The following is a 22,877-nucleotide window of genomic DNA, read 5'->3' as shown; positions in this document are numbered from 1 at the left end:
CCCCGTAATGGCGGGGCGAAAACTCATTCTTTGTTCAGATCGCTAAGCAGCACGGCAATGCTTTGACCGCCGTTGGTTTGCTCAAGCGCGATTTTCACGATGATGGTCAGCGGCACAGAAAGCAGCATTCCCACGGGACCGAGCAACCAGCCCCAGAAGATTAACGACAGAAATACCACCAGCGTAGACAGCCCCAGCCCGCGGCCCATGATCCGCGGCTCGAGGATATTCCCGAATACCAGGTTGATGACCAGATAGCCTGCCAGAACCACCAGCGCATCGTAAAGACCGCTGAATGCCAGCACCTGAGCAATAGGGGGAATGGCCGCCAATACAGAACCGATATTAGGGATGTAGTTCAGGGCGAAGGCCAGTAATCCCCAGACAAAGGCAAAGCGCACATCCAATGCAGCAAGCATGCCCCAGGCGACCAACCCGGTCACAATGCTGATTGCCGTTTTAAGCACCAGATAGTGGGAGACGCTGTCGATGGCGCGTTGAATCGCCGCCATACCTTCAATGGGGCGACTCATCATTTGTTTGAGTTTGTTGGGCAGTTGCGGTACTTCCAGCAGCATAAAAACTACCGTCAGTAGCAGTAAAAATATCGATGACATAGCATTTGAAAGCTGCGCCAGTAAATTGGTCACCAGCGTCATTGCCGCGTTCGGATCGATATATTTGACGAGCTCGTCCACGGAAACGCCGATCCCTGCGCGTTGTAACCATGGTTCAAGATTTTTCAGTGGGATAACCAGTGAAGAGCGATATTGCGGTAGCGTTCGCGCAAGTTCATTTAAGGATGTACCTAAATACGCCAACAGCAGCACCATTAACATTACAATAATAACGATAAGCAATGACACCGCAATTACGCGCGGTATGCGAAGCTTGACCATCCGCTGCACCACGGGATTGAGCACAACGGCTATAAATAACGCCAGAATAAAGGGGACGATGATATCTGCGGCAAAGCGAATACCGCTCAGGATGATAACCAGCATGCCCAGCATAATGACTATTTTTAGACCGTTAAGCGTGATGATCGGTTTCGCCATGTGTATTCCCGCATTTTTCATTTTTGAATCTGCATAATAATGTGATTTGCGTCGAGCCGTTATAACAAAAATCAAACGGGGCAGGTAAAGAAGTGAAAAGACTTTGAGTTCGTCTTGAAGCTATGATACAAATCATCTGTGTTTAACTACCGAGGACAATTATCATCCGCGATGATGAGAAGCAACACTGCGGATAATTGTAATATTATGGACAATATGTTCAGGATGTTTTTGCGTTTACCTACACTTCTTCGTACCTCCTCCACTTTCTTGCTTGCGGGTGAGCAACACTGGCGCAACGCGCTTTAGTCCCTTCTTCTGCCTGAGCTGGCGCTGTGCGCTGAGCTAACTAATTTTATTTTTTGGTTTACTGCATGCAGTAGGCCTAAAGGACTATATTCTCAAGCAGGAGAAGCATCATGTTTTACTGGATATTATTAGGTCTGGCCATCGCGGCTGAAATTACTGGTACGCTGTCAATGAAATGGGCAAGCGTTGGCCATGGTAATTCAGGCTTTATTTTAATGCTGGTAATGATCGCCTTATCATATATTTTTCTTAGTTTCGCTGTTAAAAAAATTGCCCTTGGTGTGGCCTATGCCTTGTGGGAAGGTATCGGTATTTTATTTATTACGCTGTTTAGTGTGTTGTTATTTGACGAAACCTTGTCCACGATGAAAGTGGCTGGACTGGTCTCGCTGGTATTAGGCATTGTGCTGATTAAGTCTGGTACTCGAAAACCTGCCAAAACGAGTAAAGAGGTGACCCATGCAGCAGTTTGAGTGGGTTCATGGTGCCTGGCTTGGCATGGCCATCGTGCTGGAAATAGTCGCTAACGTCTTTTTGAAATTTTCTGATGGATTTCGCCGCAAGGTTTATGGCGTGCTGTCGCTGGCTGCCGTGTTAGCGGCCTTTAGCGCGCTGTCGCAGGCGGTAAAAGGTATTGACCTTTCTGTTGCCTACGCTTTGTGGGGCGGGTTTGGGATTGCCGCGACGTTAGCGGCTGGTTGGGTGTTGTTTGGTCAGCGCCTGAATAATAAAGGCTGGATCGGCGTGGCGCTGCTGCTGGCCGGAATGGTGATGATTAAACTTGCCTGATATCCGTGCTGCCCGTTAATGCGGGCAGCATATGTTACTCCTGCGCCAACTCTTCCAGCTTATCGCGAAAACCGGTCACGGATATGGCGCGATTATCGGCTCGCCAGCGATCTTTCGCCGCCGGAGCGGAGCTTTGTACGCCAATCAACTGCCAGCCTGAATCTGTCTTCAGCATCAACGGTGAACCGCTGTCGCCCGGGAGCGTGTCGCACTGGTGCGACAAGACGGTATTCTGCGCCCAGCCGGTCACCACGCAATCCTGATGGGTGTACAAATCGTCCAGATGATCTTCCGGATAGCCCGACTGTGTGACTTTGCGATCGGCGGTTTTCAACGCCGCGGTTAACGCCGCTTTATCACCTTCAAATAATGGTAGGGGCGTGATTCCGGAAGGCGGGTAACGCAGCACCACCAGACCAAAATCCCACGGGGCTGCGGATGGCGGCACAATCCAGCCATCGCCATCTGCTTTCAAACGCTTACCGAGTGAGGGATCAACCCGTCCTTCGATTCCATGGATTTCATAGCGCCAGACACCCTTTTTCGACACAAAGCGTAACGCGACGGCTTTATCCGGTTTGCCTTTTGGTGGAGCGAGCAAGCAGTGTCCGGCAGTCAGGGCCAGATGCGGTGAAATGAGCGTGGCGGTACACAGATTACCACTGGCGGTTTCCAGTTGTCCGATAGCGTCCCACGGTGATTGCGTTGGATCCGTTACTTTCGTGCGATCGTCATGACCAAAAAACAGCGTTTTTATGCTTTCTGCTTCAGCGGTGGTCGTTGCTGGCTGATCCGCATGCGCAACAACAGGAAAAAAACAAATTGAGCCCAGTAATACAGCAATGGTTTTATGCATATCACACTCTGGTGGGGAATTATGATTATAAACAGCAAACCCTCAGTTAATACTATAGACGGGACGGCGAGAAAGTGGGAGTAAAATCAGATAACTACACTCAGGAAAGATAAAAATGCATGGCAATAAGGGCGCAAATTATCAGAGTAATAAGAATGAACTCAAAGCGGTAATGTGACACCATTTTACCCTCCGAAAGGCGGCGCTACATCAGGTTGATCTAGCGCCGTATGCTATGGCGTGGGGGACGCCATAGTGACTACAAATACGTTATGCTGCAGGTTGAGCTGCTGGTTTAGCGGTGTCGTGTTTTACGGCTTTTTTGGTGTGTTTTTTAGCTGCCTGAGCTTTCTGCTCTGGTGCTTTTTGTTCTGCTGCTGGCTTGGTTGCTGCTTTTTTGGTGTGTTTTTTAGCAGCCTGAGCTTTCTGCTCTGGCGCTTTTTGTTCTACAGCCGGTTTAGTGGTGGATTTTTTAGCGTGTTTCTTGGCAGCCTGCGCTTTCTGCGGCGCTGCTTTGTGCTGTTTTTTATGATGCGTGGTTTTTGCCGGCGCTGCTTTGGTGGTTGCTGCAGCAGTCGGAGCGGTAGTAGCAGTTGTCTCAGCAGCAAAAGCCGCAGAAGACAGACCCATAGCAGCGGCAACAACCAGAGCTAATACTTTTTTCATTCTCATACCCTCGATTTGGTTTTTCATTCAACCCCACTGCGGGGCCGTTGAAATAACTATATCGCTGTAAACACAGGGCTTCCGTGAGTCATTGGTTTCGGCGTGTAACGATATGTACAATGACTCACGGTATGAGATTACAAATAGCGGGCTTCCAGATGAGAACGGAAATAACGGCTGCTGAGCGGCTCTCCGGTCGCCTGGGTAATAAGCTGTTCAGTAGTAAAGCGGCTGCCATGCTGCCAGATGTTCTGACGTAACCAGTCAAACAGGGCACCAAACTCACCTTGGGCAATAGACTGATTCAAATCAGGCAATGCGCGGTTAGCGGCACTGAACAACTGCGCTGCATACATGGCGCCTAAGGTATAGGAAGGGAAGTAGCCAAAGCCGCCGTCAGTCCAGTGAATATCCTGCATACAACCGTTACGATAGTTTCCGATCGTTGACAGCCCCAGCCAGGCCTGCATTTTCTCGTTCCACAATGCCGGGATATCATCCACTTCAATATCGCCATTAATAAGCGCACGTTCGATTTCATAACGCAGGATCACGTGAGCGGGATAGCTTACCTCGTCGGCATCAACACGGATAAACCCGGGCTTGACCTGCTGGTTCCAGGCGATGAAATTGCTTTCTTCAAACGCTGCCTGATCGCCAAAGTGGCGCGTTACAGCCGGAATCAACCGCATCAGAAAGGCTTTACTGCGTCCCAGTTGCATCTCAAAGAACAGACTCTGGGACTCATGAATGGCGGTTGAGCGTGCCAGAGCAATAGGTTGCCCAGACCAGCTGCGTGGCAGGTTTTGCTCATAGCGCGCATGACCGGTTTCATGGATCACGCCAAACAGCGCGCTGAGTAATTCGTTTTCATCATAGCGGGTGGTAATGCGGACATCTTCTGGTACGCCGCCACAGAAAGGATGTGCACTGATATCCAGCCGACCAGCGGTAAAGTCGAAACCTAGCTGTGCCATTGTTTCAAGACCCAGCTCTCGCTGTACAACTGTTGGGAAGGGACCTACCGGGGCGATGAGCGACTGTTGAGACTGCTTTGCCACCACCTTGTTTAGCAGATCGGGCAGCCAGCTTTTAACGTCCGCGAAAAGGACATCCAACTGAGCGCTGGTCATTCCTGGTTCAAAGATGTCCAGGAGTGCATCATATGGAGAACAACCTTTTGCTTCTGCGCGCAGTCGGGCTTCTTCGCGGCTATACTTCACAACCTCTTTCAGGTTTTCGGAAAATCCTTCCCAGTCATTAGCTGGTCGCTGGCTACGCCAGGCATGCTCACAGCGGCTTCCCGCAAGTGATTTTGCTTCTACCAACGATTCGGGCAACAAGGATGCCTGGTGATGCAATCGCGACATTTCGCGCAGATTCGCCTGTTCTACATCGTTGAGATCTTCCTGTTGCGCTGCGGCAATCCACGTTGCCACTTTCGGGTCAGTTAACAGTTGGTGTTCAAGCACGCTCAGCTCGGCCAACGCTTCGCCTCGGGCTTTACTGCCTCCTGGCGGCATCATGGTAAACATGTCCCAACTGGCGATTGCCGAGAGGTGGGAGAAGCGAGAGAGCCGCTGGAACGTGCGGGTGAGCTGATGGTAATTATCATTGTTACTCATTTTTTGTTCTCGTTCTGTTTAGGTGTGGTTAAGAAGTTTACCGTGATTCACTCACTTTTCATAAACACACCTTTGTACCCGGTTTTCCGTAACAGCTTTTTATAGCGAAAAGCCAGCAGAACCACAAAACAGATGGCGTAGATAATAGGGAGCGGTGATAACACTTTTACCGACCACAGATAATGCAGCGGTAGCAAAATGGCGGCCAGGTAGACGTAGTTGTGCAATGTTTGCCAGCGTTTGCCCATTTTACGCTGAGCGGCTTGTGTCGAGGTCAACGTCAACAGGAATAAGATAATCCAACCGGCCATACCCAGCATGAGCCATGGGCGTGAAACCAGTTCACGACCCAACAATCCCAGGTTTTGTATACCCAGTTCCAGCAGAGCATAGCTGGTTATATGCAGTGTGGCCCATGCAAAGCACCATAAACCTAACAACCGCCGGGTACGAAACAACAAAGGTTGCTTTGCGTAGCGTGCAAGCGGCGATACCAGCAGGGTAGCCAGCAAAAACTTCAGCGCGGTAATGCCCGTAAAGTGCTGGATATTTTTTCCCGGGTCGGCACCCAACCCGCCATGCCGCGCGGCCCAGAAGAGCCATAGCAGGGGTAAAAAACCGGCGAGATGCAGCAGCACTTTCAGGCCGGTTATCTGTTTTGCAGTCAACCTCACTTAAAAATACTCCCGAAGATCCATGCCCTGATATAACGATGCCACCTCATCGGCATAACCATTAAAAGGTAACGTGGGCTGTCGCTGTACATCGAGAATGCCACCCGAACCGATAAAACGCTCAGTAGCCTGAGACCAGCGAGGGTGATCGACCTGCGGATTTACGTTGGCGTAAAATCCGTATTCATTCGGTGCTGACATATTCCAGGTCGTCGGCGGCTGCTCACGCGTCAGCTTGATACTGACTATCGATTTAATGCCCTTGAAGCCGTATTTCCAGGGTACGGTCAGGCGTATCGGCGCCCCGTTTTGCGGCGGCAATGCTTTGCCATATACGCCTACGGTGAGAAGTGTAAGCGGGTGCATGGCCTCATCCAACCGCAGACCTTCGACATAGGGATATTTCAACCCACCGCCAATAAAACGGTCTTTCTGACCCGGCATTTCATCAGGGGCGTAGCGTGTTTCAAAGGCAACATATTTGGCGTGACTGGTTGGCTCAACCAGCGCCAGTAATTTATGCAACGGAAAACCCACCCACGGCACAACCATCGACCAGGCCTCAACGCAACGCATCCGATAAATACGTTCTTCTAATGGAAAGCGTGTGGTCAGCGCATCATGATCCAAGGTTAAAGGTTTGTTGACCTCACCGCTGATGGTTAACGTCCAGGGATCGGTTTTCAGGCTACCGGCATTGGCCGCAGGATCGGCTTTATCCAGACCAAATTCGTAGAAATTGTTGTAGCCCGTCACCTTGTCTTCTGGCGTCAGTGACAGGCTGTTTTGCCAGCGTTCGGGCTTTGTGAACTCAAGCGCTTTGCCTGCGGGTGCGGGTGGACGATCGTTGCCTTTAAACCAATCCAGCAAATTAGCCTGTGTAGGGGAGGACAGCGTGGCCGCAGCAGCACCTATCCCAAGTGCTTTGAGGATCTGTCGTCGTTGCATAAAAAATACTGACTCGGCTGTAACATCTGCTTCCCGAAGTGGACGTTTTTTTAGCATGACTTTTCCTTCTTATTTTCATGTTAAGGAAAACAAGCGACGTTTCCCTGTTGATGTCTGACGTGTCTATAACGACATACTGCTCGCATGCGTATCCCTGGATCCTCACGAAAAGTTAAAAATTTTGTGATAACTTCCGCCCCTTGCCTGAGGTAAGCTTTCAGCACGACGAGAGGGGGATGACACTGATGGCAGGCGCGAAAAAGATATTTTTGGTGGAAGATGACAGCGATATTGCCTCACTTTTGCAGCTTAGCCTGAAGGATGAGGGTTACGAGATTGTTCATGAGGCAGACGGAGCTCGTGCGCTTGAACAACTGGAGAAACACGTCTGGGATGCCGTTATCCTCGATCTGATGCTGCCGGGTGTCGACGGGCTGGAGATTTGTCGTCGCATTCGCCAAATGAGTTTTTATTTGCCCGTCATTATCATCAGCGCCCGCACCAGTGAAACGCACCGTGTATTGGGGCTGGAGATGGGTGCCGATGATTATCTGGCCAAACCTTTCTCGGTGCTGGAGTTGATGGCCCGGGTAAAGGCATTGTTTCGTCGTCAGGAAGCGATGAGTCAGAACCTACGTATGGAGGCGGGGATTATCACCGTTCATGGCGTAGAGATTGACCCATTAGCCCGGGAAGTCCGGCTGCATGGTAAATCCCTCGATTTAACGCCGCGCGAATTCGATCTGCTCTATTTTTTCGCCCGTCATCCAGGCGAGGTCTTTTCGCGTCAGGCGCTGTTAGATCAGGTGTGGGGCTACCAGCATGAAGGGTATGAGCATACGGTGAACAGTCATATTAATCGCCTGCGGACCAAAATTGAAAAGGATGCTGCCGAGCCGGAAATTATTCTCACGGTTTGGGGACGAGGCTATAAGCTTGCTGCGGTTAACGCGGAGCATCAGCCATGATTTATCGCCTGTCGCTGAGCCAGCGTCTGACCCTCGTCTTTACCGCCATTATGCTGATTTGTGCGGTTACCGTCAGTGTTGTCCAGATTCGCAGCAGTAAACAGTATGGTGACGCCATGGTGCAAAGGCTCTCACTGGAGCTGGCGAGCAAGATTGTCAAAAGTGAGTCGCTTATTGATACCAGCGGGCAGATTAATCGCCAGACCTTAAAAGGATTGTTTAATCACCTGATGACGCTCAACCCCAGCGTGGAGCTGTATCTGGTTTCACCATCAGGTGAAATACTTGCTGATGCCGCACCGCCGGGGCATATCCAGCGGCAGAAAATTAGCGTACAGCCGATACAGGATTTCCTTAACTCAGATGCGTTGCCCGTCTATGGCAACGATCCGCGTAGCAGCCAGCAAAAGGTATTCAGCGCCGCGCCAGTTTTATATAACGGTGAGCTACATGGCTATTTGTACATTATTCTGCAGGGCGAAGATCTGAATATGCTGGCGAATACCGCCTGGCAAAAAACGCTCTGGAATACCGTGGCCTGGACGTTAATACTGGTTTTATTAGCCGGTGGAATTGCAGGTTTTCTGGTGTGGCGATGGGTGACGAATCCAGTAAAAAGGCTAACCGGACAGGTGGTAAAACTGGAGAAGGACAGCATTACCGTCATCAAACAATTGGCACAAAAAAATCCCGAACCGGTACCGGAGAATGAAATAGCGCTGCTGAACAATGCGTTTATTGAGTTAGCGCAGAAAATTGCCCAGCAGTGGGATTTATTAGCAGACAGCGATCGTCAGCGCAGAGAGTTTATTGCCAATATTTCGCACGACCTACGCACGCCGTTGACTTCGCTGTTGGGGTATCTGGAAATGCTGTCGCTGAAAGCCGATACGATGACGCCGGAGGAAAACCGGCATTATCTTAGCATCGCGCTGCGCCAGGGGCATAAAGTTCGCCATCTGTCACAACAGCTGTTTGAGCTGGCAAGGCTGGAGCATGGCGGTATAAAACCGCAGCGTGAACGTTTTGCTATTGGTGAATTGATCCAGGATGTGGCACAGAAATTTGATCTCCCTGTTGCCACGCGTCATTTGCAGTTGCACCTTGACGTAACGGGGCCGTTACCGCTGGTGAATGCCGATTTATCGATGATAGAAAGAGTCGTGACGAATTTGCTGGATAACGCTATCCGTCATACGCCTGACGGAGGCGAAGTGCGGCTAAAAGTCTGGCGTGATGAAGACCGTTTATTCGCCGAAGTGCAGGACAGTGGGCCAGGGGTAGAAGAAGCTGTGCGAGAAGTATTGTTTCAGCGCCCGACCGCGTTAATTCCCCGTGAGCAGCGGGCCGAGCGCGGCGGCCTGGGCTTACTGATCGTGCGTAGAATGCTCGAACTGCATGGAGGAGATATCCATCTGGTTAGCTCAACGGCAGGGGCCTGCTTCCGTTTCTCGTTGCCGCTGGCGGATTCTCCTCTGAGTAGTTGACGGTGAAGTTCCGGAGTAAAGAGGGTTTTGGCATTGTACTCATGGGCATTGCGTAAAAGTTGGTAGGTTGTCAGTGATAATGAGAATTTTTATCATGCATAGGTAATTCATCAACTTATCTTCGATGAGCGCAAGGAGATTGTATGTCACAGGATGCCGACAACCTGTATATCGCCAGGACTAAAGCAGTTGCTGGCTGCTTTTCAATGTTTTTACTGATGTTTGGCCTCACGTTTACCCCGTTGTTTTTGGACCTGCTTGCCAAAGGGTTACTTTTTCCGCTGCTGTTTGCGCTGGAATTTATTGTGCTGGTTCCGCTGTATTACTTCTTCTTTAGAAAAAGAGAGGGACTGGGCAAAGGCATTTTCAACGCCAGGTGGTTTGCCATTTTGTTCGCGGGGCTGCTGTTTATTCAGCTTATCCTGCCATTGATTTTGGGGCTCAGACAAACCGAAGCGTGGGTGACCAGCCAAATATCCTTAAGTAGTTATGCGTTGTGGTTATCTACGTTGACCCTGATATTTATCGCGCCAGTTTATGAAGAAATTGTTTTTAGAGGCTGTTTATTCAACGCGTTCCAGTACTGGTTCAATAATAAAACCTGGCTGTCGTCAGTGGTGGTATCGGTCATTTTTGCCATCATGCATACGCAGTATGTGGATCTACGCACGTTGCTGATGTTGTTTCTTGTGTCGCAGGTGTTGATCCTGGCCAGACTGAAAAGCAACGGTCTGTTGATGCCAATTTTGCTGCATATAGTGATGAACGGGACGGTTGTTGCTCTGCAGATGGCGGCTCAGACGTTACAGCCAGGGTGATGAAGGTGATGCCCGGAACCCGGGCATCGCGGATTATACGTGCAGACGATGGTGCAAACGCGCACCGACCAGCAACGCCAACACCAGCATCAGGGCGATAAATCCGCCCACGCCGTTCCAGCCATAGCTGTGCCAGAACACACCGCCCAGCGTACCGGCAATACTGGATCCCAGATAATAGCTGAACAGATACAGGGAAGAAGCCTGGCCTTTAGCGCGTTTTGCTCGTGGTCCAATCCAACTGCTTGCTACGGAGTGCGCGGCAAAGAACCCGGCTGAAAAGAGCAGCATCCCGGCGAAGATCAGCCATAGCGATGTGAACAGGGTCATCAAAAGTCCAACCAGCATCACGCCTGTTGAAAAGAGCATTACCGGGCCACGACCATAACGAGTGGTCATAGAACCCGCCTTTGGCGAACTCCATGTCCCGGTCAGATACGCCACAGATAACAAACCTACAACCGCCTGGCTGAGCTCCCACGGGGAGAGCATCAGGCGGTAGCCGATATAATTAAACAGCGTGACAAACGATCCCATCAGTAAAAAACCTTCCGCAAACAGCAGCGGCAAACCTTTGTCGCGCCAGTGCAAACGGAAGTTGATAAACAACGTTTTCGGGCGCAGCGATGTGGGTCTGAAATGACGGGATTCCGGTAAGATTTTCCAGAACATCAGCGCAGAGGCAAGGGCAAAACAGCCGATCGCCGCCAGCGCGATACGCCAGTTAAAAAAGTCGGTAAACACGCCGCTGATCAAGCGACCACTCATTCCGCCAATTGAGTTACCGCTGATATACAGGCCCATTGAGAAGGCGACGAAACTGGGATGAATTTCTTCACTCAGATAGGTCATCCCTACCGCTGCGACGCCGCTCAGTGAAAGTCCTATCAGAGCACGCATGATTAAAATACCGTGCCAGCTGGTCATCATCGTTGAAAGCAGCGTACAACAAGAGGCGAGCAGCAGCGCGGTAACCATCACCGGCTTGCGGCCAATAGCATCTGAAAGTGGGCCGGTAAACAGTAACCCTATCGCCAGCATCGCCGTCGAGATGGAAAGCGAGATACTGCTGCTTGCGGGAGAAACCCCAAACTCGTGCGAGAGCACTGGCAGTATGGGTTGAACGCAATAGAGGAGGGCAAAAGTCGCCAGTCCGGCGGAAAACAGCGCCAGCGTGACGCGCATAAATGGGGATGTTCCGCGTTTGATAAATCCATCCGGCGGGGTAACTATCTGTTCATCAACATCGCTTGTTGGCGCGGTATCGACAGTTGTTGTACGGCTCACTTGAAATCCTTGCTCATTCAATTACGTCTACAGGACCAGCCTTAAGAGTATGAAAATCACAATATTCTGTCTAATATATTAATAATCTCAAATAATATTTTAAAAATATGAATATCGAACTGCGTCATTTACGTTACTTTGTGGCCGTTGCCGAAGAGTTGCATTTTGGTCGGGCGGCGGCGCGGTTAAACATTTCGCAACCGCCGCTAAGTCAGCAGATCCAGATCCTTGAACAGCAGGTTGGCGCCCGGTTACTTGCCCGAACTAACCGTAGCGTGGCGCTGACCTCTGCCGGAAAGCAGTTTCTGGCGGACAGTCGGCAGATCCTCGGGCTGGTTAATGAAGCCGCCGCCAGGGCTGAGCGTTTGCATCTGGGAGAAGCAGGGGAATTGCGTATCGGCTTTACGTCGTCCGCGCCGTTTATCAAAGCGGTTTCAGATACGTTATCGCTGTTTCGCCAAAGCTACCCGGCAGTGCATATGCAAACCCGTGAAATGAACACGCGTGAGCAAATTGCCCCGCTCAATGAAGGAACGCTGGATTTGGGACTTCTGCGTAATACGCAGCTTCCGGAAACGCTGGAGCGTGAAATCATTCTGCATGAACCACTGATGGCGATGATCCCACGCGCGCATCCGTTGGCGCAAAAACCCGTGGTCACGTTGGCCGAGCTGGCGAATGAGCCATTTGTCTTTTTTGACCCCCATGTGGGGACAGGGTTGTATGACGATATTCTGGGCCTGATGCGTCGCTATGGACTGAAGCCGACGATTGCGCAGGAGGTTGGCGAGGCGATGACTATCATCGGGCTGGTGGCCGCAGGATTAGGGGTTTCTATACTTCCTGCTTCTTTTAAACGGGTGCAGCTGTATGAAATGTGTTGGATCCCGATAGCGGAAGAAGATGCTGTCTCGGAAATGTGGTTAGTGTGGCCAAAGCATCATGAGCAAAGTCACGCCGCGCAACGCTTTCGCGAGCAGCTTCTGGCGGCCGTTCAGAGCGGTTAATTTAGTTTAAAAATGGGCGAAAATGTGCAGTAAATCACAAGGCTAAGTAAAAAGTTGACGGAAGCCATTGAAGTGCTTCACCATAGCCCGCAGATTATTTCGGAGCGCGAAAATAAAGGGAGTAAGTGGTGGTTGCTGATAGTCAGCCTGGGCATATCGATCAAATTAAGCAGACCAATGCGGGTGCGGTTTATCGCCTGATTGATCAGCTGGGTCCGGTATCGCGTATTGATCTCTCCCGCCTGGCACAATTGGCGCCTGCCAGCATTACCAAAATTGTCCGCGAAATGCTCGAAGCGCATCTGGTGCAAGAGCTGGAAATTAAGGAAGCGGGTAGCCGTGGTCGTCCGGCCGTTGGGCTGGTTGTCGAAACGGAGGCCTGGCACTACTTATCCATTCGTATCAGTCGTGGCGAGATTTTTCTGGCGCTACGCGATCTGAGCAGCAAGCTGGTGGTTGAAGATTGTCTTGAAATGGCGCTGGTCAGCGAAACACCGTTGCTGGATCGCGTGATAACCCAGGTCGATCAGTTTTTCATCCGCCACCAGCAAAAGCTGGAGCGCTTAACCTCCATCGCCATCACCTTACCCGGCATTATTGATACTGAAAACGGTATCGTTCATCGCATGCCATTTTACGAAGATGTCAAAGAGATGCCGTTGGGCGAAGCGCTTGAGAACCATACCGGCGTGCCGGTGTATATTCAGCACGATATCAGCGCCTGGACGATGGCCGAGGCGCTTTTTGGCGCATCGCGCGGTGCGCGCGACGTCATTCAGGTGGTGATCGATCATAACGTGGGTGCAGGGGTGATCACTGACGGCCATTTGCTGCATGCAGGCAGCAGTAGCCTGGTGGAGATTGGCCATACGCAGGTCGATCCCTACGGTAAACGCTGCTACTGCGGCAACCATGGTTGTCTGGAAACAATCGCCAGTGTCGACAGCGTGCTCGAATTGGCGCAGGTGCGGCTGAAGCAGTCAATGAGTTCTTCTCTACATGGACAACCGTTAACGGTAGACGCGCTGTGTCTGGCGGCAATGCAGGGTGATTTATTGGCGAAAGATATCATTAGCGGCGTTGGGACCCACGTCGGTCGAATTCTTGCCATCATGGTGAATTTGTTCAACCCGCAAAAGATATTGATTGGCTCTCCGCTCAGTAAAGCGGCAGATATCTTGTTCCCAACCATCGCGGACAGCATTCGTCAGCAGGCGCTTCCGGCTTACAGTCAGCATATTGTCGTTGAAAGTACGCAGTTTACCAATCAGGGGACGATGGCGGGTGCGGCACTCGTGAAGGACGCGATGTATAACGGTTCTTTGTTGATTCGTCTATTACAGGGTTAACATTTTTTAACTGTTGTACGAAAAATTGCGCTATCTCAAGCTGATCCTGGTCGTCATACCTTAGACTTTCTCCACTGTTTTATTTTCCTGACTTATATTTTCAAAGCATAACGGTGGAGTTAGTGATGCTGAAGCGTTTCTTTATTACAGGTACAGACACTTCTGTTGGGAAGACCGTGGTTTCCCGCGCATTACTACAAGCGTTAGCGTCAGGGGGTAAAAGCGTTGCAGGTTACAAACCTGTGGCCAAAGGCAGCAAAGAGACGCCTGAAGGTCTGCGCAACAAAGATGCACTGGTACTGCAAAGTGTGTCATCTATCGAGCTGCCTTATGAGGCGATTAACCCAATTGCGTTGAGCGAAGATGAAAGTAGCGTGGCGCATAGTGGTCCGGTCAATTACACCCTGTTATCCAACGGTCTCGCAAGCCTCAGCGAAAAAGTCGATCACGTTGTCGTGGAAGGCACCGGAGGCTGGCGGAGCTTGATGAACGATCTGCGTCCGTTATCGGAGTGGGTGGTGCAGGAACAACTGCCGGTGCTGATGGTAGTGGGTATCCAGGAAGGCTGTATTAATCACGCGATCCTCACCGCGCAGGCGATAGCCAGCGACGGGCTGCCGCTGATTGGCTGGGTTGCGAATCGCATTAACCCGGGGCTGGCACATTATGCGGAAATCATTGATGTGCTGGGTAAAAAATTACCTGCACCGCTGATCGGTGAACTGCCTTATCTGCCTCGTGCAGAGCAGCGTGAACTGTCTCAGTACATCCGCCTGTCAATGCTCGGCAGCGTGCTGTCGGTAGATAGAGTCGTGGCGTAACGTACGCGACAGCACCGACGCCAGGACACAGGCGATCAGTAATCCGGGGAGCAGGCGATACTCCCCGGTCATTTCACAAACCATCAGCGTCGACATTATTGGTGCATGCGTGGTAGCCGCCAGCAGCGTGGCCATCCCCGTTAATCCCAGTAAAATAGCAATCTCATCCGAGCCTGGAAGCCATAATCCCCATACCTGACCCAGCAACATGCCCACCGACAAGCCGACAAACAGCGTTGGCGTAAACACGCCACCCGGGGCACCGGATCCACTGCTGGCAAGCACCGCCAGTAATTTGCAGATAAAAATCCCGCTAACCACGGCCAGCAGCGGTGGTGAAAGTAAATATGACTGCACCACGCTGTAGCCATTACCCCAGACCGTAGGCGTGAGCAATGAAAGCAGGCCAACGATCAACCCGCCAAGCGCCAGTTGCCACGGTGGCGAGAGTTTTAAGCGCAAAAATACATTATGGCTGGCGGTCATCAACCACATGAAGAGCGGTCCGCAGATGCCAGCAGCCAGACCGGTGCTGACAATCATAACGTATTCCAGAGCATGTAATTCCCGCGACAGGTGCACGGTATACAGCAGTGCATTGCTGTCGCTAAGCAGATTGGTGGTGAGTAATGCGACTACGGCGGACACCACTACCGGCCCCAGTGAGGCGAGGATCAGCGTGCCAAACAATACTTCGGCAATAAATAAACTGCCCGCCAGCGGGGCATGATAGGCTCCAGCCATACCTGCAGCGGCGCCGCAGGCAATCCATAACTTCCATTCTGTACGCGGGGTAAAGCGTTGAGCAAAGCAGGAGGCCGCCAGCGCCGCCAGTAAAATCATGGCACCTTCACGTCCGATGGCGCTCCCGCTGGCGACGACCAGTAAAGAGGCCAGCGATTTCACCAGGCTTGCACTGACGTCAAATTGTCCGTCGGTTTGCAGGGCTTCCATATAATCAGTGGGAGCCTGCGGACGTAAACGGTTAAATTTTTGCCAACCCCACAGTAGTAATCCAGCCGCCAGGCCGCCGAGTGCAGGTGTCAGCATACGCCTTAAAGGCGAAAGGTTTGTCGCTGCGTTGACCAGACTTCCCGTGTTGTTGCTCAGAAACAACCATTCGAGAAGCAGCATGGCATGACGAAATCCTGCGACGGCCAGCGCAGCAAGGACGCCAACCAACGCGGCGATCAGCAGGCGGCGGAACATGGCACGCAGGTCAGGGTAAGCATGTAAATGATGCATGAGTGGCCAGACTGGAAAATTCAGACGCTCTATTTTGCGGCTATTAGGCAACAGAAGCAAAAGCTCAGCGTGCGCAACAGGATGCACCACAGGCAGGACAATTCCTGCCTGTGACGAAATTAACGGAACAAAGGCTTATCGGCTACCGGGATCAGTAACTGTGATTGCCACTGTGCCAGCGTCAGGCGCGCCAGCTCACCAAGCGCCTGGTAGAACGGGTGATCGGCTTTTTCGATAAACACATTAAGAAAGCGTGATGACCATGGGAACAGATGCCAGGCCAGCAGTTGCTCGCACTCGGTGTGGCGTTCGTTCTCGGCAAGCCAGGCCGTCAGCAACAGCAGCGAACCAAAGTGATCTTCTGGCTCATTTTGCTGCATGGCAAACTGGATGCCGTTGTCCCGCATCCACTGACGTAATGCCAGCGTGGAGTCGCCAAACAACACGTTTTCACGATCCAGCCAGACGGATCCCCATGGCGGAGAAGGGAGCGCATAAGGTCCAACAAACAGACGTTGCCAGGCCTGCGGGAGAGACTCATCGGCCTCAGCCTGAAACTGAGCGACTAACGGCGAAAGCGTTGTCTTTTCAAGCGGCCACTGCGCCTGCCAGCCATCGGTTCTTAACGCACTGACCAGTGCCGAAGCTTCCGCACTGTCTGGGGCATAGTAAAATAGCGCGCCGAGCACGCGCGCTGCGGTAGAAAAGTTGTCACGTTGTGAAAAATGGGTCATGCAAACAATCCTGAACAGTGCGGGTTGCCCCGCACCCGAAAGTTAACCTGCGACAGCCATTCCGACTGTCATATGTAAACCGTAAAACAAACCGCGGCCAATGATTTCACCGACAAGCACCAGAATTAACCCGAGCGCCAACCCGCCAACTGACGGTCCTTTGCGACGGATCAACGGACATATCCAGCAACCCAGACCCGCGGCCAGCAGCAGGACTCGCCAGACCTGTAAACTGCCGTAGTCGGGAACCAGTGCGCTGGCGGATTGTACCGAACTGTGGATCTCGCCGAGTGACAGTCCCTGCAGCACAATAACGGCCACCGTAACCAGCAGAGCCAATACGCTGATACCGGCGAATCTGGCGGCGTTAAAAGAAACACCTGCAGCACGCAGCAGCAGAGCGGCAAATAGCGGTCCACTGAGCAGCATCGTCATGAAAAACGCCAGTGTAGTATAGCCGTTATACCAGGTTGGGACGGTGTCTATCTGGTAGACGTTGGTCATCGCAAAGACAAATACCAGGCCCAGCAGCATGCTCAACAGCATCCAGATTTTACCTAACGCTGCGGGCATTTTACCGAGAAACGCCACCAGCCACCACAGGCCACCGACGGCGAAAAACAGCGAACCGCTGGCGATTTCGTTACTTAGCGCCGATGCGCCAATTCTGTTCAGCGAGTTAAACGCGCGCAGCGGCGAACCTAAATGCATAACCGAGGCGAGAAAGGCGATGCCCATTACCAGCCAGAGAAAAAACATACTGCGAACGATACGTTGTTTTACCAGCTCGTCTTTAGCGGTCAGCCAGCCGTAACCACTGACGATCAGCGCCCCGGCTACGCACTGGCCCAGCACCGTGAACAGTACCAGCGGCCATTCATGCCATCCATTTCCCATTTTACACCTCCTTTGGATTAGCCAGAAAACCCGTGGTATCCCCGGTCGGGCGGCAATTGGCGTTTGGTTTGATCACAATATTTGGTTTGGTGAAGTGCGCACCCGGCAGCGGGGCGACGGCAGCCAGTTCACCATGTTTTTTGCGCAGTTCGTCGATGGGGCCAAAATCCAGCGCACGCAGCGGACAGGACTCGACGCAGATGGGCTTTTTGCCGTCTGCCACACGATCATGGCAGCCATCACACTTGGTCATATGTCCTTTTGCAGCATTGTACTGTGGCGCACCGTACGGGCAGGCCATATGACAGTAGCGACAGCCAATGCACACGTCTTCATCGACCACCACAAAACCATCCTCACGCTTATGCATCGCACCACTTGGACAAACCTTGGTGCAGGCCGGATCCTCGCACTGGTTACAGGAGATGGAGAGATAGTAGGCAAAAACGTTCTGGTGCCAGACACCGTTGTCCTCCTGCCAGTCACCACCTGCGTATTCGTAAATCCGCCGGAAACTGACGTCAGGGGTGAGGTCTTTGTAGTCTTTGCAGGCCAGCTCGCAGGTTTTGCACCCGGTGCAACGACTGGAATCAATAAAAAATCCATACTGAGTTGTCATGGGTTAGTCCTTAAACCTTCTCGATCTCGACCAGATTAGTGTGCTGTGGGTTGCCTTTTGCCAGCGGTGAAGGGCGCTGTGTTGTCAGCGTATTGACGCAGGCGCCATGGTCAATTTTGTCGCCGGCCATATCCGCATCGTGCCATGCACCCTGGCCCATTGCGCTGACGCCAGGCAGGATCCGTGGCGTCACTTTGGCCGGAATACGTACTTCCCCGCGGTCGTTAAAGACCCGCACCATATCGCCATTTGCAATACCACGTTTTTGGGCATCGACGGGATTGATCCACACTTCCTGACGACAGGACGCCTGCAGAACATCGATATTGCCGTAGCTGGAGTGCGTACGGGATTTGTAATGGAAGCCAAACAACTGCAGCGGAAATGCGCTGCGTTTGGGATCGTCCCACCCTTCAAACGTGGAGGCGTAGACGGGAAGTGGGCTAATTACTTCATCCTTCTGCAACTCCCATGTGTTGGCAATTTTCGCCAGCCGGCTGGAGTAAATTTCAATCTTTCCAGACGGTGTTTTGAGCGGATTGGCCTGCGGATTGTCGCGGAATTTTTTATAAGCGACAAAATGCCCGTTAGGATCTTTGCGTTTATAGATCCCCATTTTTTTCAGCTCGTCATAAGAAGGGAGCGCGGGGTCCTTGGCCAGCATTTTTGCATACAGATACTGGAGCCATTGTTCCTGAGTACGGCCTTCCGTAAACCGTTGATAGATATCATTGCCAAGGCGTTTGGCGACTTCGCTCATTATCCAGTAAATCGGTTTGCGCTCGAACTTCGGTGACGTCGCGGGTTGAATAAAAATGAGGTATCCCATGTTGCCCGCATAGTCGTTAGGAATGATGTCTTCCTGTTCGACGGTCATTAGGTCCGGCAGCAGGATATCGGCGTATTTCGCCGAAGATGTCATGAAATTTTCGATGACCACTATCATTTCGCATTTCGTATCATCCTGAAGGATCTCATGCGTTTTATTGATATCTGAGTGCTGATTAGTAATGGTGTTGCCCGCGTAGTTCCAGATAAATTTAATCGGTACATCGAGCTTATCTTTCCCGCGCACGCCATCGCGGGTTGCGGTCATTTCCGGACCCCGGGCGATGGCGTCGGTCCAGCTAAAGCAGGATATTTGGGTTTTGATGGGATTATCCGGCAGCGGCATGCGTTCAATCGTGATGGTGTAGGTTGATTCTCGTGCACCGCTATTGCCGCCGTTGATGCCAACGTTGCCAGTCAGGATTGGCAGCATTGCGATCGCGCGCGAAGTCAGTTCGCCGTTAGCCTGACGTTGTGGACCCCAACCCTGACAAATATACGCCGGTTTTGTACTACCGATTTCTCGTGCCAGTTTAATGATGCGCTCGGCCGGGATCCCTGTGACATGCGAGGCCCATTGGGGCGTTTTAGCGACACCGTCATCGCCATTGCCAAGTATATAGGCCTTGTAATGTCCGTTAGCGGGGGCGTCAGCGGGTAGGGTTTTCTCGTCATAACCGACGCAATATGTGTCAAGGAACGCCTGGTCGACGAGATCTTCGTTAATCAGGACCCAGGCGATTCCCGCCACCAGTGCGGCATCGGTTCCCGGACGGATAGGGATCCACTCATCTTCACGACCCGCAGCGGTATCGGTATAACGCGGGTCGATGACGATCATGCGGGCGTTAGAACGCTCCCGGGCCTGCTCAAGGAAGTATGTTATGCCACCGCCGCTCATGCGCGTTTCGGCAGGGTTATTGCCGAACATCACCACCAGCTTCGTGTTTTCAATGTCGGAGGTACTGTTGCCGTCATTTGAGCCGTAGGTGTAAGGCATTGCCGCCGCGATTTGTGCGGTACTGTATGTGCCGTAATGGCTCAGGAATCCGCCATAGCAGTTCATCAATCGAGCGACCAGCGAGGCATAAGGGGAGGAGCGAGTAATATTGCCGCCGACAATGCCAGAGGTGTAGTTGATGTACACGGCCTCATTACCGTATTTTTGTACGGTAATTTTTAAACTGGTGCTGATGGTATCCAGCGCTTCCTGCCAGGTTATGCGTTCGAATTTACCCTCACCGCGTTTGCCCACGCGCTTCATAGGATAATTGAGACGATCCGGATGATTGATCCGTCGACGGATTGAGCGTCCACGTAAACAGGCACGCACCTGGTGCTGACCATAAATATCGTCTCCGGTCGTATCAGACTCCACCCATACGACCTCGTCATCTTTTACGTGGAGTTGCAGGGCACAACGACTGCCGCAGTTCACGGAACAAGCGCCCCAAACCACTTTCTCTTCAGCCGGTTGTATCGCCTGTTGTACCGCAGCAGCTGCGGTGCGCATCCCAAAAGGTAACGATAACCCGCCAGCGGCAAGCGCCAACGAACCTATAGCCGAGGATTTCACTAACATCCTGCGGCTAATGCCTCCATATTGCTCTGTATCAGACATAACTCACTCCATTATAGTTATCGCTATATATTAATCTCTACAGCTAAATTAATAGCATGCTAATAATAGAGTGAGTTTACCCATTTATGAGTATGGCATCTTAATGCAAATCAAACTGGAGTAACCCTCCGCGTACGGAGGGTATGATTTATTGCGGTTCGGCGACGTGCCCGTCCTGTGCAGGCGAGCTGTTGGCAGGGGCGTTTCCACTGTTAGTCCGGGTGTAGAGAATTTTGTGCGTATCGTTTGCACAATGTCCTACCACCAGCGAATCAGGTTGAGCGGCCTGATCGTTGGGGACGATGTTCAGCGTAAAGCTGGACTCTGCGACTCCATTATTGATGATGCGCTGCTCGATATCGCTTTTCACGCGTTCACATGACGCAGGTGCCGCCAGAACCTGTGGGGATGCAACTGCCAGTAAGATCGCGGCAATTCCTGTTACGTATTTCATCATCAGCTCCTTTATGATCGACATAGACTAAGATTAGCATTTCTGGTGTAAATAACTGTATTTGCTAATATGATTGAGAATTATCTTCTTATCCCGGTGAAAAATGTGAAGAAACAGACCCTGTTAGGTTTCCTGTGTGTCGTGCTGGTCGGGTGTGATAACGCCAAAGGGCTGGTTTCCTTTACGCCGGAAATGGCCAGTTTTTCCAATGAGTTTGATTTCGATCCGCTGCGCGGGCCGGTGAAAGATTTCAGTCAAACGCTGCTCAACGACAAAGGTGAGGTCACCAAGCGCGTCGCTGGTACCCTGTCACAGGAAGGGTGTTTCGATACACTTGAACTGCACGATATCGAAAACAATACCGGTATGGCGCTGGTCCTGGATGCTAACTACTATCGGGATGCCGAAACGCTGGAAAAACGGATCCGTTTACAGGGCAAATGCCAACTGGCGGAACTGCCTGCTGCAGGTGTGGTGTGGGATACCGACGATAACGGTTTTGTCGTTTCCGCCACGGGGAAAGAGATGAAGGTGCAGTATCGATATGATGCCGAAGGCTACCCGCTGGGCAAAACAACCGTCAGTAAGGACAGCACTTTGCAGGTTGATGCTAAACCGTCGGTTGACCCATTGAAGAAGTTAGATTACACCGCGGTGAGCATGCTCAACAATCATCCGTTAGGCAATGTCAAACAAACGTGCAAATACGATGAATACGCAAATCCGATCAACTGCCAGCTTGTTATCGTTGATGAAAGCGTGAAGCCGGCAGTTGAACATCATTACTCGATTGAAAACACGATCGACTACTACTAGTCGTGTTTACTGAGCGGTAGGCGGCAACAGATTAGGGCCTGCCGTTTTGTGCTCTGCCAGATACTGCTGCTGGAAGATACACATACGAATCGTGTTGCGGTATTGGCCGTTGATAAAGAACTCATGGATCAGCTCGCCTTCCACCATAAAACCGAGTTTACGGTAGATGTGGATAGCCTTTTCGTTCTCTTTATCGACGATCAGATACAGCTTATAGAGGTTGAGCACGGTAAAGCCATAGTCCATTGCCAGCTTTGCTGCCCGTGAGGCCAGACCCTTCCCCTGATATTCCGGCGAAATAATAATCTGGAATTCGGCCCGGCGGTGTACATGGTTAATTTCAACCAATTCCACCAGTCCGGCTTTTTCACCGTCGCACTCCACCACGAAGCGGCGTTCGCTTTGGTCGTGGATGTGTTTGTCATACAGGTCTGACAGCTCAACAAACGCTTCGTAAGGCTCTTCGAACCAGTAGCGCATTACGCTGGCATTATTATCAAGCTGATGGACGAATCGTAAATCTTCACGCTCCAGCGGGCGCAACTTAACACTGAGGGCGCTAGTCATATCGTATCCTTTCAATATCCTTAAAAGTGCAATGATTATGGGGCAACGGTGCGGCCAGTACGGCGGTCGAGGCAGCGCAGGGTGTTAGGTTCCCAGTACGCATTAATATTAGCGCTCTGCTCGCACTTATCACGGCTATCAAAGGCCGTATCGGCTTTGTCCCACTCTTTCTCTGCACGTTTATTGACTTTCTGGCGAAGCTGACGCGTATCGTTCCATTGTTCCTTTTCCATTGCGGCTTGTTGACGACTTTGCGCACTGTCTCCGGATTCAATGACCAGTTTACTGGTTTCAGCAAATGCGGAAGAGGTGTACACAGCCGCAGCCAGCGTCAGCATAGCCGTCAGGCACAGGCGTTTGGTCAGTGTAATTTTCATGGTGAATTCCTTTTATGGGAAAGGGTAAAAACGATAAAACAGGGTTAAATTCTACAC

Annotated in this window: 26 protein-coding genes; 10 read left to right on the top strand and 16 right to left on the bottom strand. The window is 51.6% G+C overall.

What is annotated here, in order from left to right; translation table 11 throughout:
- Positions 1–23: 23 nt before the first annotated feature.
- Positions 24–1,058 (bottom strand): AI-2E family transporter, encoded by a 1,035-nt coding sequence (locus OGY67_RS05800; RefSeq protein WP_003832866.1) that lies wholly within the window; start codon positions 1,056–1,058, stop codon positions 24–26.
- 138 nt (positions 1,059–1,196) lie between these two features.
- Here OGY67_RS05800 and OGY67_RS23780 point away from each other — a divergent pair, with 138 nt between their 5' ends.
- From OGY67_RS23780 to mdtI, 3 genes are all read left to right on the top strand, one after another.
- Complete coding sequence (locus OGY67_RS23780) at positions 1,197–1,367, top strand: protein YdgV (RefSeq protein ID WP_087050578.1); 171 nt, start codon at positions 1,197–1,199, stop codon at positions 1,365–1,367.
- Positions 1,368–1,474: 107 nt separating this feature from the next.
- On the top strand, positions 1,475–1,840 hold the full coding sequence (mdtJ, locus tag OGY67_RS05795) for a multidrug/spermidine efflux SMR transporter subunit MdtJ (protein ID WP_162623449.1): 366 nt from the start codon (positions 1,475–1,477) through the stop codon (positions 1,838–1,840).
- Positions 1,827–2,156: a multidrug/spermidine efflux SMR transporter subunit MdtI gene (gene mdtI / locus OGY67_RS05790; RefSeq protein ID WP_008784713.1), complete on the top strand. Its 330-nt coding sequence runs from the start codon at positions 1,827–1,829 to the stop codon at positions 2,154–2,156. The genes mdtJ and mdtI overlap by 14 nt, the downstream gene beginning before the upstream one ends.
- Positions 2,157–2,190: 34 nt before the next feature.
- Here mdtI and OGY67_RS05785 read toward each other — a convergent pair whose 3' ends face one another.
- From OGY67_RS05785 to msrP, 6 genes are all read right to left on the bottom strand, one after another.
- Positions 2,191–3,012, bottom strand: a complete 822-nt coding sequence (locus tag OGY67_RS05785; protein ID WP_008784714.1) for a trypsin-like serine peptidase — start codon at positions 3,010–3,012, stop codon at positions 2,191–2,193.
- Between the two features lie 100 nt (positions 3,013–3,112).
- Entirely contained in the window at positions 3,113–3,196 is an 84-nt protein-coding gene (gene ydgU / locus OGY67_RS23775; RefSeq protein ID WP_049259791.1) for a small membrane protein YdgU, read from the bottom strand.
- Between the two features lie 86 nt (positions 3,197–3,282).
- The gene (gene asr, locus OGY67_RS05780) at positions 3,283–3,678 is read right to left on the bottom strand and encodes an acid resistance repetitive basic protein Asr (RefSeq protein ID WP_048214236.1); all 396 of its coding nucleotides are present in this window, start codon (positions 3,676–3,678) and stop codon (positions 3,283–3,285) included.
- Between the two features lie 137 nt (positions 3,679–3,815).
- Entirely contained in the window at positions 3,816–5,303 is a 1,488-nt protein-coding gene (locus tag OGY67_RS05775) for a carboxypeptidase M32 (RefSeq protein ID WP_286573760.1), read from the bottom strand.
- Positions 5,304–5,350: 47 nt separating this feature from the next.
- Positions 5,351–5,977: a protein-methionine-sulfoxide reductase heme-binding subunit MsrQ gene (gene msrQ, locus OGY67_RS05770; protein ID WP_286573759.1), complete on the bottom strand. Its 627-nt coding sequence runs from the start codon at positions 5,975–5,977 to the stop codon at positions 5,351–5,353.
- The gene (gene msrP, locus OGY67_RS05765; protein WP_003832879.1) at positions 5,978–6,982 is read right to left on the bottom strand and encodes a protein-methionine-sulfoxide reductase catalytic subunit MsrP; all 1,005 of its coding nucleotides are present in this window, start codon (positions 6,980–6,982) and stop codon (positions 5,978–5,980) included.
- Between the two features lie 188 nt (positions 6,983–7,170).
- Here msrP and OGY67_RS05760 point away from each other — a divergent pair, with 188 nt between their 5' ends.
- The 3 genes from OGY67_RS05760 (at position 7,171) to OGY67_RS05750 (ending at position 10,198) form a co-directional block, all read left to right on the top strand.
- On the top strand, positions 7,171–7,893 hold the full coding sequence (locus OGY67_RS05760) for a winged helix-turn-helix domain-containing protein (RefSeq protein ID WP_008784719.1): 723 nt from the start codon (positions 7,171–7,173) through the stop codon (positions 7,891–7,893).
- Positions 7,890–9,380 (top strand): sensor histidine kinase, encoded by a 1,491-nt coding sequence (locus OGY67_RS05755; RefSeq protein ID WP_286573756.1) that lies wholly within the window; start codon positions 7,890–7,892, stop codon positions 9,378–9,380. Before OGY67_RS05760 ends, OGY67_RS05755 begins: the two co-directional genes overlap by 4 nt.
- 143 nt (positions 9,381–9,523) lie before the next feature.
- Complete coding sequence (locus OGY67_RS05750; protein ID WP_286573754.1) at positions 9,524–10,198, top strand: CPBP family intramembrane glutamic endopeptidase; 675 nt, start codon at positions 9,524–9,526, stop codon at positions 10,196–10,198.
- A gap of 33 nt (positions 10,199–10,231) precedes the next feature.
- Here OGY67_RS05750 and ynfM read toward each other — a convergent pair whose 3' ends face one another.
- A complete protein-coding gene (ynfM, locus tag OGY67_RS05745) occupies positions 10,232–11,485 on the bottom strand; it encodes a multidrug efflux MFS transporter YnfM/SxtP(Kp) (RefSeq protein ID WP_003832886.1) in 1,254 nt (417 codons plus the stop codon).
- 107 nt (positions 11,486–11,592) lie between these two features.
- On the opposite strand from ynfM, the gene ynfL reads away from it, so the two are divergent.
- The 3 genes from ynfL (at position 11,593) to bioD (ending at position 14,662) form a co-directional block, all read left to right on the top strand.
- Positions 11,593–12,492 carry a multidrug efflux transcriptional activator YnfL/SxtR(Kp) gene (ynfL, locus tag OGY67_RS05740; RefSeq protein ID WP_032943386.1) on the top strand — a complete coding sequence of 300 codons (900 nt, stop codon included), beginning with the start codon at positions 11,593–11,595 and terminating at the stop codon, positions 12,490–12,492.
- Between the two features lie 128 nt (positions 12,493–12,620).
- Positions 12,621–13,841: a sugar metabolism global transcriptional regulator Mlc gene (gene mlc, locus OGY67_RS05735; RefSeq protein WP_003832888.1), complete on the top strand. Its 1,221-nt coding sequence runs from the start codon at positions 12,621–12,623 to the stop codon at positions 13,839–13,841.
- Between the two features lie 125 nt (positions 13,842–13,966).
- Positions 13,967–14,662 carry a dethiobiotin synthase gene (gene bioD, locus OGY67_RS05730; protein ID WP_020996409.1) on the top strand — a complete coding sequence of 232 codons (696 nt, stop codon included), beginning with the start codon at positions 13,967–13,969 and terminating at the stop codon, positions 14,660–14,662.
- On the opposite strand, the gene clcB is transcribed toward bioD, so the two are convergent.
- The 6 genes from clcB to OGY67_RS05700 all read right to left on the bottom strand — a co-directional run bounded on the left by clcB (position 14,618) and on the right by OGY67_RS05700 (position 21,063).
- Positions 14,618–15,907 carry a voltage-gated ClC-type chloride channel ClcB gene (clcB, locus tag OGY67_RS05725; protein WP_286573752.1) on the bottom strand — a complete coding sequence of 430 codons (1,290 nt, stop codon included), beginning with the start codon at positions 15,905–15,907 and terminating at the stop codon, positions 14,618–14,620. The two genes, bioD and clcB, sit on opposite strands and share 45 nt — an antisense overlap.
- Positions 15,908–16,026: 119 nt before the next feature.
- Positions 16,027–16,641, bottom strand: coding sequence for a Tat proofreading chaperone DmsD (gene dmsD, locus OGY67_RS05720; RefSeq protein WP_008784725.1), 615 nt, complete (start codon positions 16,639–16,641; stop codon positions 16,027–16,029).
- A gap of 42 nt (positions 16,642–16,683) precedes the next feature.
- Complete coding sequence (locus OGY67_RS05715) at positions 16,684–17,538, bottom strand: dimethyl sulfoxide reductase anchor subunit family protein (protein WP_100272492.1); 855 nt, start codon at positions 17,536–17,538, stop codon at positions 16,684–16,686.
- 1 nt (position 17,539) lies between these two features.
- Positions 17,540–18,157, bottom strand: a complete 618-nt coding sequence (gene dmsB / locus OGY67_RS05710; protein WP_286573749.1) for a dimethylsulfoxide reductase iron-sulfur subunit DmsB — start codon at positions 18,155–18,157, stop codon at positions 17,540–17,542.
- Between the two features lie 10 nt (positions 18,158–18,167).
- Complete coding sequence (ynfE, locus tag OGY67_RS05705) at positions 18,168–20,606, bottom strand: selenate/tellurate reductase subunit YnfE (RefSeq protein WP_286573746.1); 2,439 nt, start codon at positions 20,604–20,606, stop codon at positions 18,168–18,170.
- Between the two features lie 148 nt (positions 20,607–20,754).
- Positions 20,755–21,063, bottom strand: a complete 309-nt coding sequence (locus OGY67_RS05700) for a DUF1161 domain-containing protein (RefSeq protein WP_286573745.1) — start codon at positions 21,061–21,063, stop codon at positions 20,755–20,757.
- Positions 21,064–21,165: 102 nt separating this feature from the next.
- On the opposite strand from OGY67_RS05700, the gene OGY67_RS05695 reads away from it, so the two are divergent.
- Positions 21,166–21,876, top strand: coding sequence for a YnfC family lipoprotein (locus OGY67_RS05695; protein WP_081003631.1), 711 nt, complete (start codon positions 21,166–21,168; stop codon positions 21,874–21,876).
- Positions 21,877–21,882: 6 nt separating this feature from the next.
- Here the strand turns inward: OGY67_RS05695 and speG are convergent, their stop codons facing one another.
- Both speG and OGY67_RS05685 read right to left on the bottom strand, forming a co-directional pair.
- Positions 21,883–22,443 carry a spermidine N1-acetyltransferase gene (speG, locus tag OGY67_RS05690; protein WP_008784731.1) on the bottom strand — a complete coding sequence of 187 codons (561 nt, stop codon included), beginning with the start codon at positions 22,441–22,443 and terminating at the stop codon, positions 21,883–21,885.
- Between the two features lie 35 nt (positions 22,444–22,478).
- Complete coding sequence (locus tag OGY67_RS05685; protein ID WP_003032382.1) at positions 22,479–22,820, bottom strand: DUF1283 family protein; 342 nt, start codon at positions 22,818–22,820, stop codon at positions 22,479–22,481.
- Positions 22,821–22,877 lie beyond the last annotated feature (57 nt).

Source organism: Citrobacter sp. Cpo015, from assembly GCF_030333035.1.
In the GTDB taxonomy this organism is placed as follows: Bacteria; Pseudomonadota; Gammaproteobacteria; order Enterobacterales; family Enterobacteriaceae; genus Citrobacter; species Citrobacter portucalensis.
The sequence above is the reverse complement of the archived record's forward strand: the minus strand, read 5'-3'. Positions and strand labels throughout refer to the sequence as shown.

Excerpts from the sequence above, each read along its gene's own strand:
- asr (WP_048214236.1), bottom strand. The coding sequence starts at position 3,678 with ATGAAAAAAGTATTAGCTCTGGTTGTTGCCGCTGCTATGGGTCTGTCT.
- ynfL (WP_032943386.1), top strand. The coding sequence starts at position 11,593 with ATGAATATCGAACTGCGTCATTTACGTTACTTTGTGGCCGTTGCCGAA.
- OGY67_RS05800 (WP_003832866.1), bottom strand. The coding sequence starts at position 1,058 with ATGGCGAAACCGATCATCACGCTTAACGGTCTAAAAATAGTCATTATG.
- mdtI (WP_008784713.1), top strand. The coding sequence starts at position 1,827 with ATGCAGCAGTTTGAGTGGGTTCATGGTGCCTGGCTTGGCATGGCCATC.
- OGY67_RS05750 (WP_286573754.1), top strand. The coding sequence starts at position 9,524 with ATGTCACAGGATGCCGACAACCTGTATATCGCCAGGACTAAAGCAGTT.
- ynfE (WP_286573746.1), bottom strand. The coding sequence starts at position 20,606 with ATGTCTGATACAGAGCAATATGGAGGCATTAGCCGCAGGATGTTAGTG.
- ydgU (WP_049259791.1), bottom strand. The coding sequence starts at position 3,196 with ATGGTGTCACATTACCGCTTTGAGTTCATTCTTATTACTCTGATAATT.
- dmsB (WP_286573749.1), bottom strand. The coding sequence starts at position 18,157 with ATGACAACTCAGTATGGATTTTTTATTGATTCCAGTCGTTGCACCGGG.
- OGY67_RS05775 (WP_286573760.1), bottom strand. The coding sequence starts at position 5,303 with ATGAGTAACAATGATAATTACCATCAGCTCACCCGCACGTTCCAGCGG.
- OGY67_RS05760 (WP_008784719.1), top strand. The coding sequence starts at position 7,171 with ATGGCAGGCGCGAAAAAGATATTTTTGGTGGAAGATGACAGCGATATT.
- bioD (WP_020996409.1), top strand. The coding sequence starts at position 13,967 with ATGCTGAAGCGTTTCTTTATTACAGGTACAGACACTTCTGTTGGGAAG.
- OGY67_RS05715 (WP_100272492.1), bottom strand. The coding sequence starts at position 17,538 with ATGGGAAATGGATGGCATGAATGGCCGCTGGTACTGTTCACGGTGCTG.
- OGY67_RS05785 (WP_008784714.1), bottom strand. The coding sequence starts at position 3,012 with ATGCATAAAACCATTGCTGTATTACTGGGCTCAATTTGTTTTTTTCCT.
- OGY67_RS05685 (WP_003032382.1), bottom strand. The coding sequence starts at position 22,820 with ATGAAAATTACACTGACCAAACGCCTGTGCCTGACGGCTATGCTGACG.
- msrP (WP_003832879.1), bottom strand. The coding sequence starts at position 6,982 with ATGCTAAAAAAACGTCCACTTCGGGAAGCAGATGTTACAGCCGAGTCA.
- dmsD (WP_008784725.1), bottom strand. The coding sequence starts at position 16,641 with ATGACCCATTTTTCACAACGTGACAACTTTTCTACCGCAGCGCGCGTG.
- clcB (WP_286573752.1), bottom strand. The coding sequence starts at position 15,907 with ATGCATCATTTACATGCTTACCCTGACCTGCGTGCCATGTTCCGCCGC.
- OGY67_RS05700 (WP_286573745.1), bottom strand. The coding sequence starts at position 21,063 with ATGATGAAATACGTAACAGGAATTGCCGCGATCTTACTGGCAGTTGCA.
- OGY67_RS05755 (WP_286573756.1), top strand. The coding sequence starts at position 7,890 with ATGATTTATCGCCTGTCGCTGAGCCAGCGTCTGACCCTCGTCTTTACC.
- speG (WP_008784731.1), bottom strand. The coding sequence starts at position 22,443 with ATGACTAGCGCCCTCAGTGTTAAGTTGCGCCCGCTGGAGCGTGAAGAT.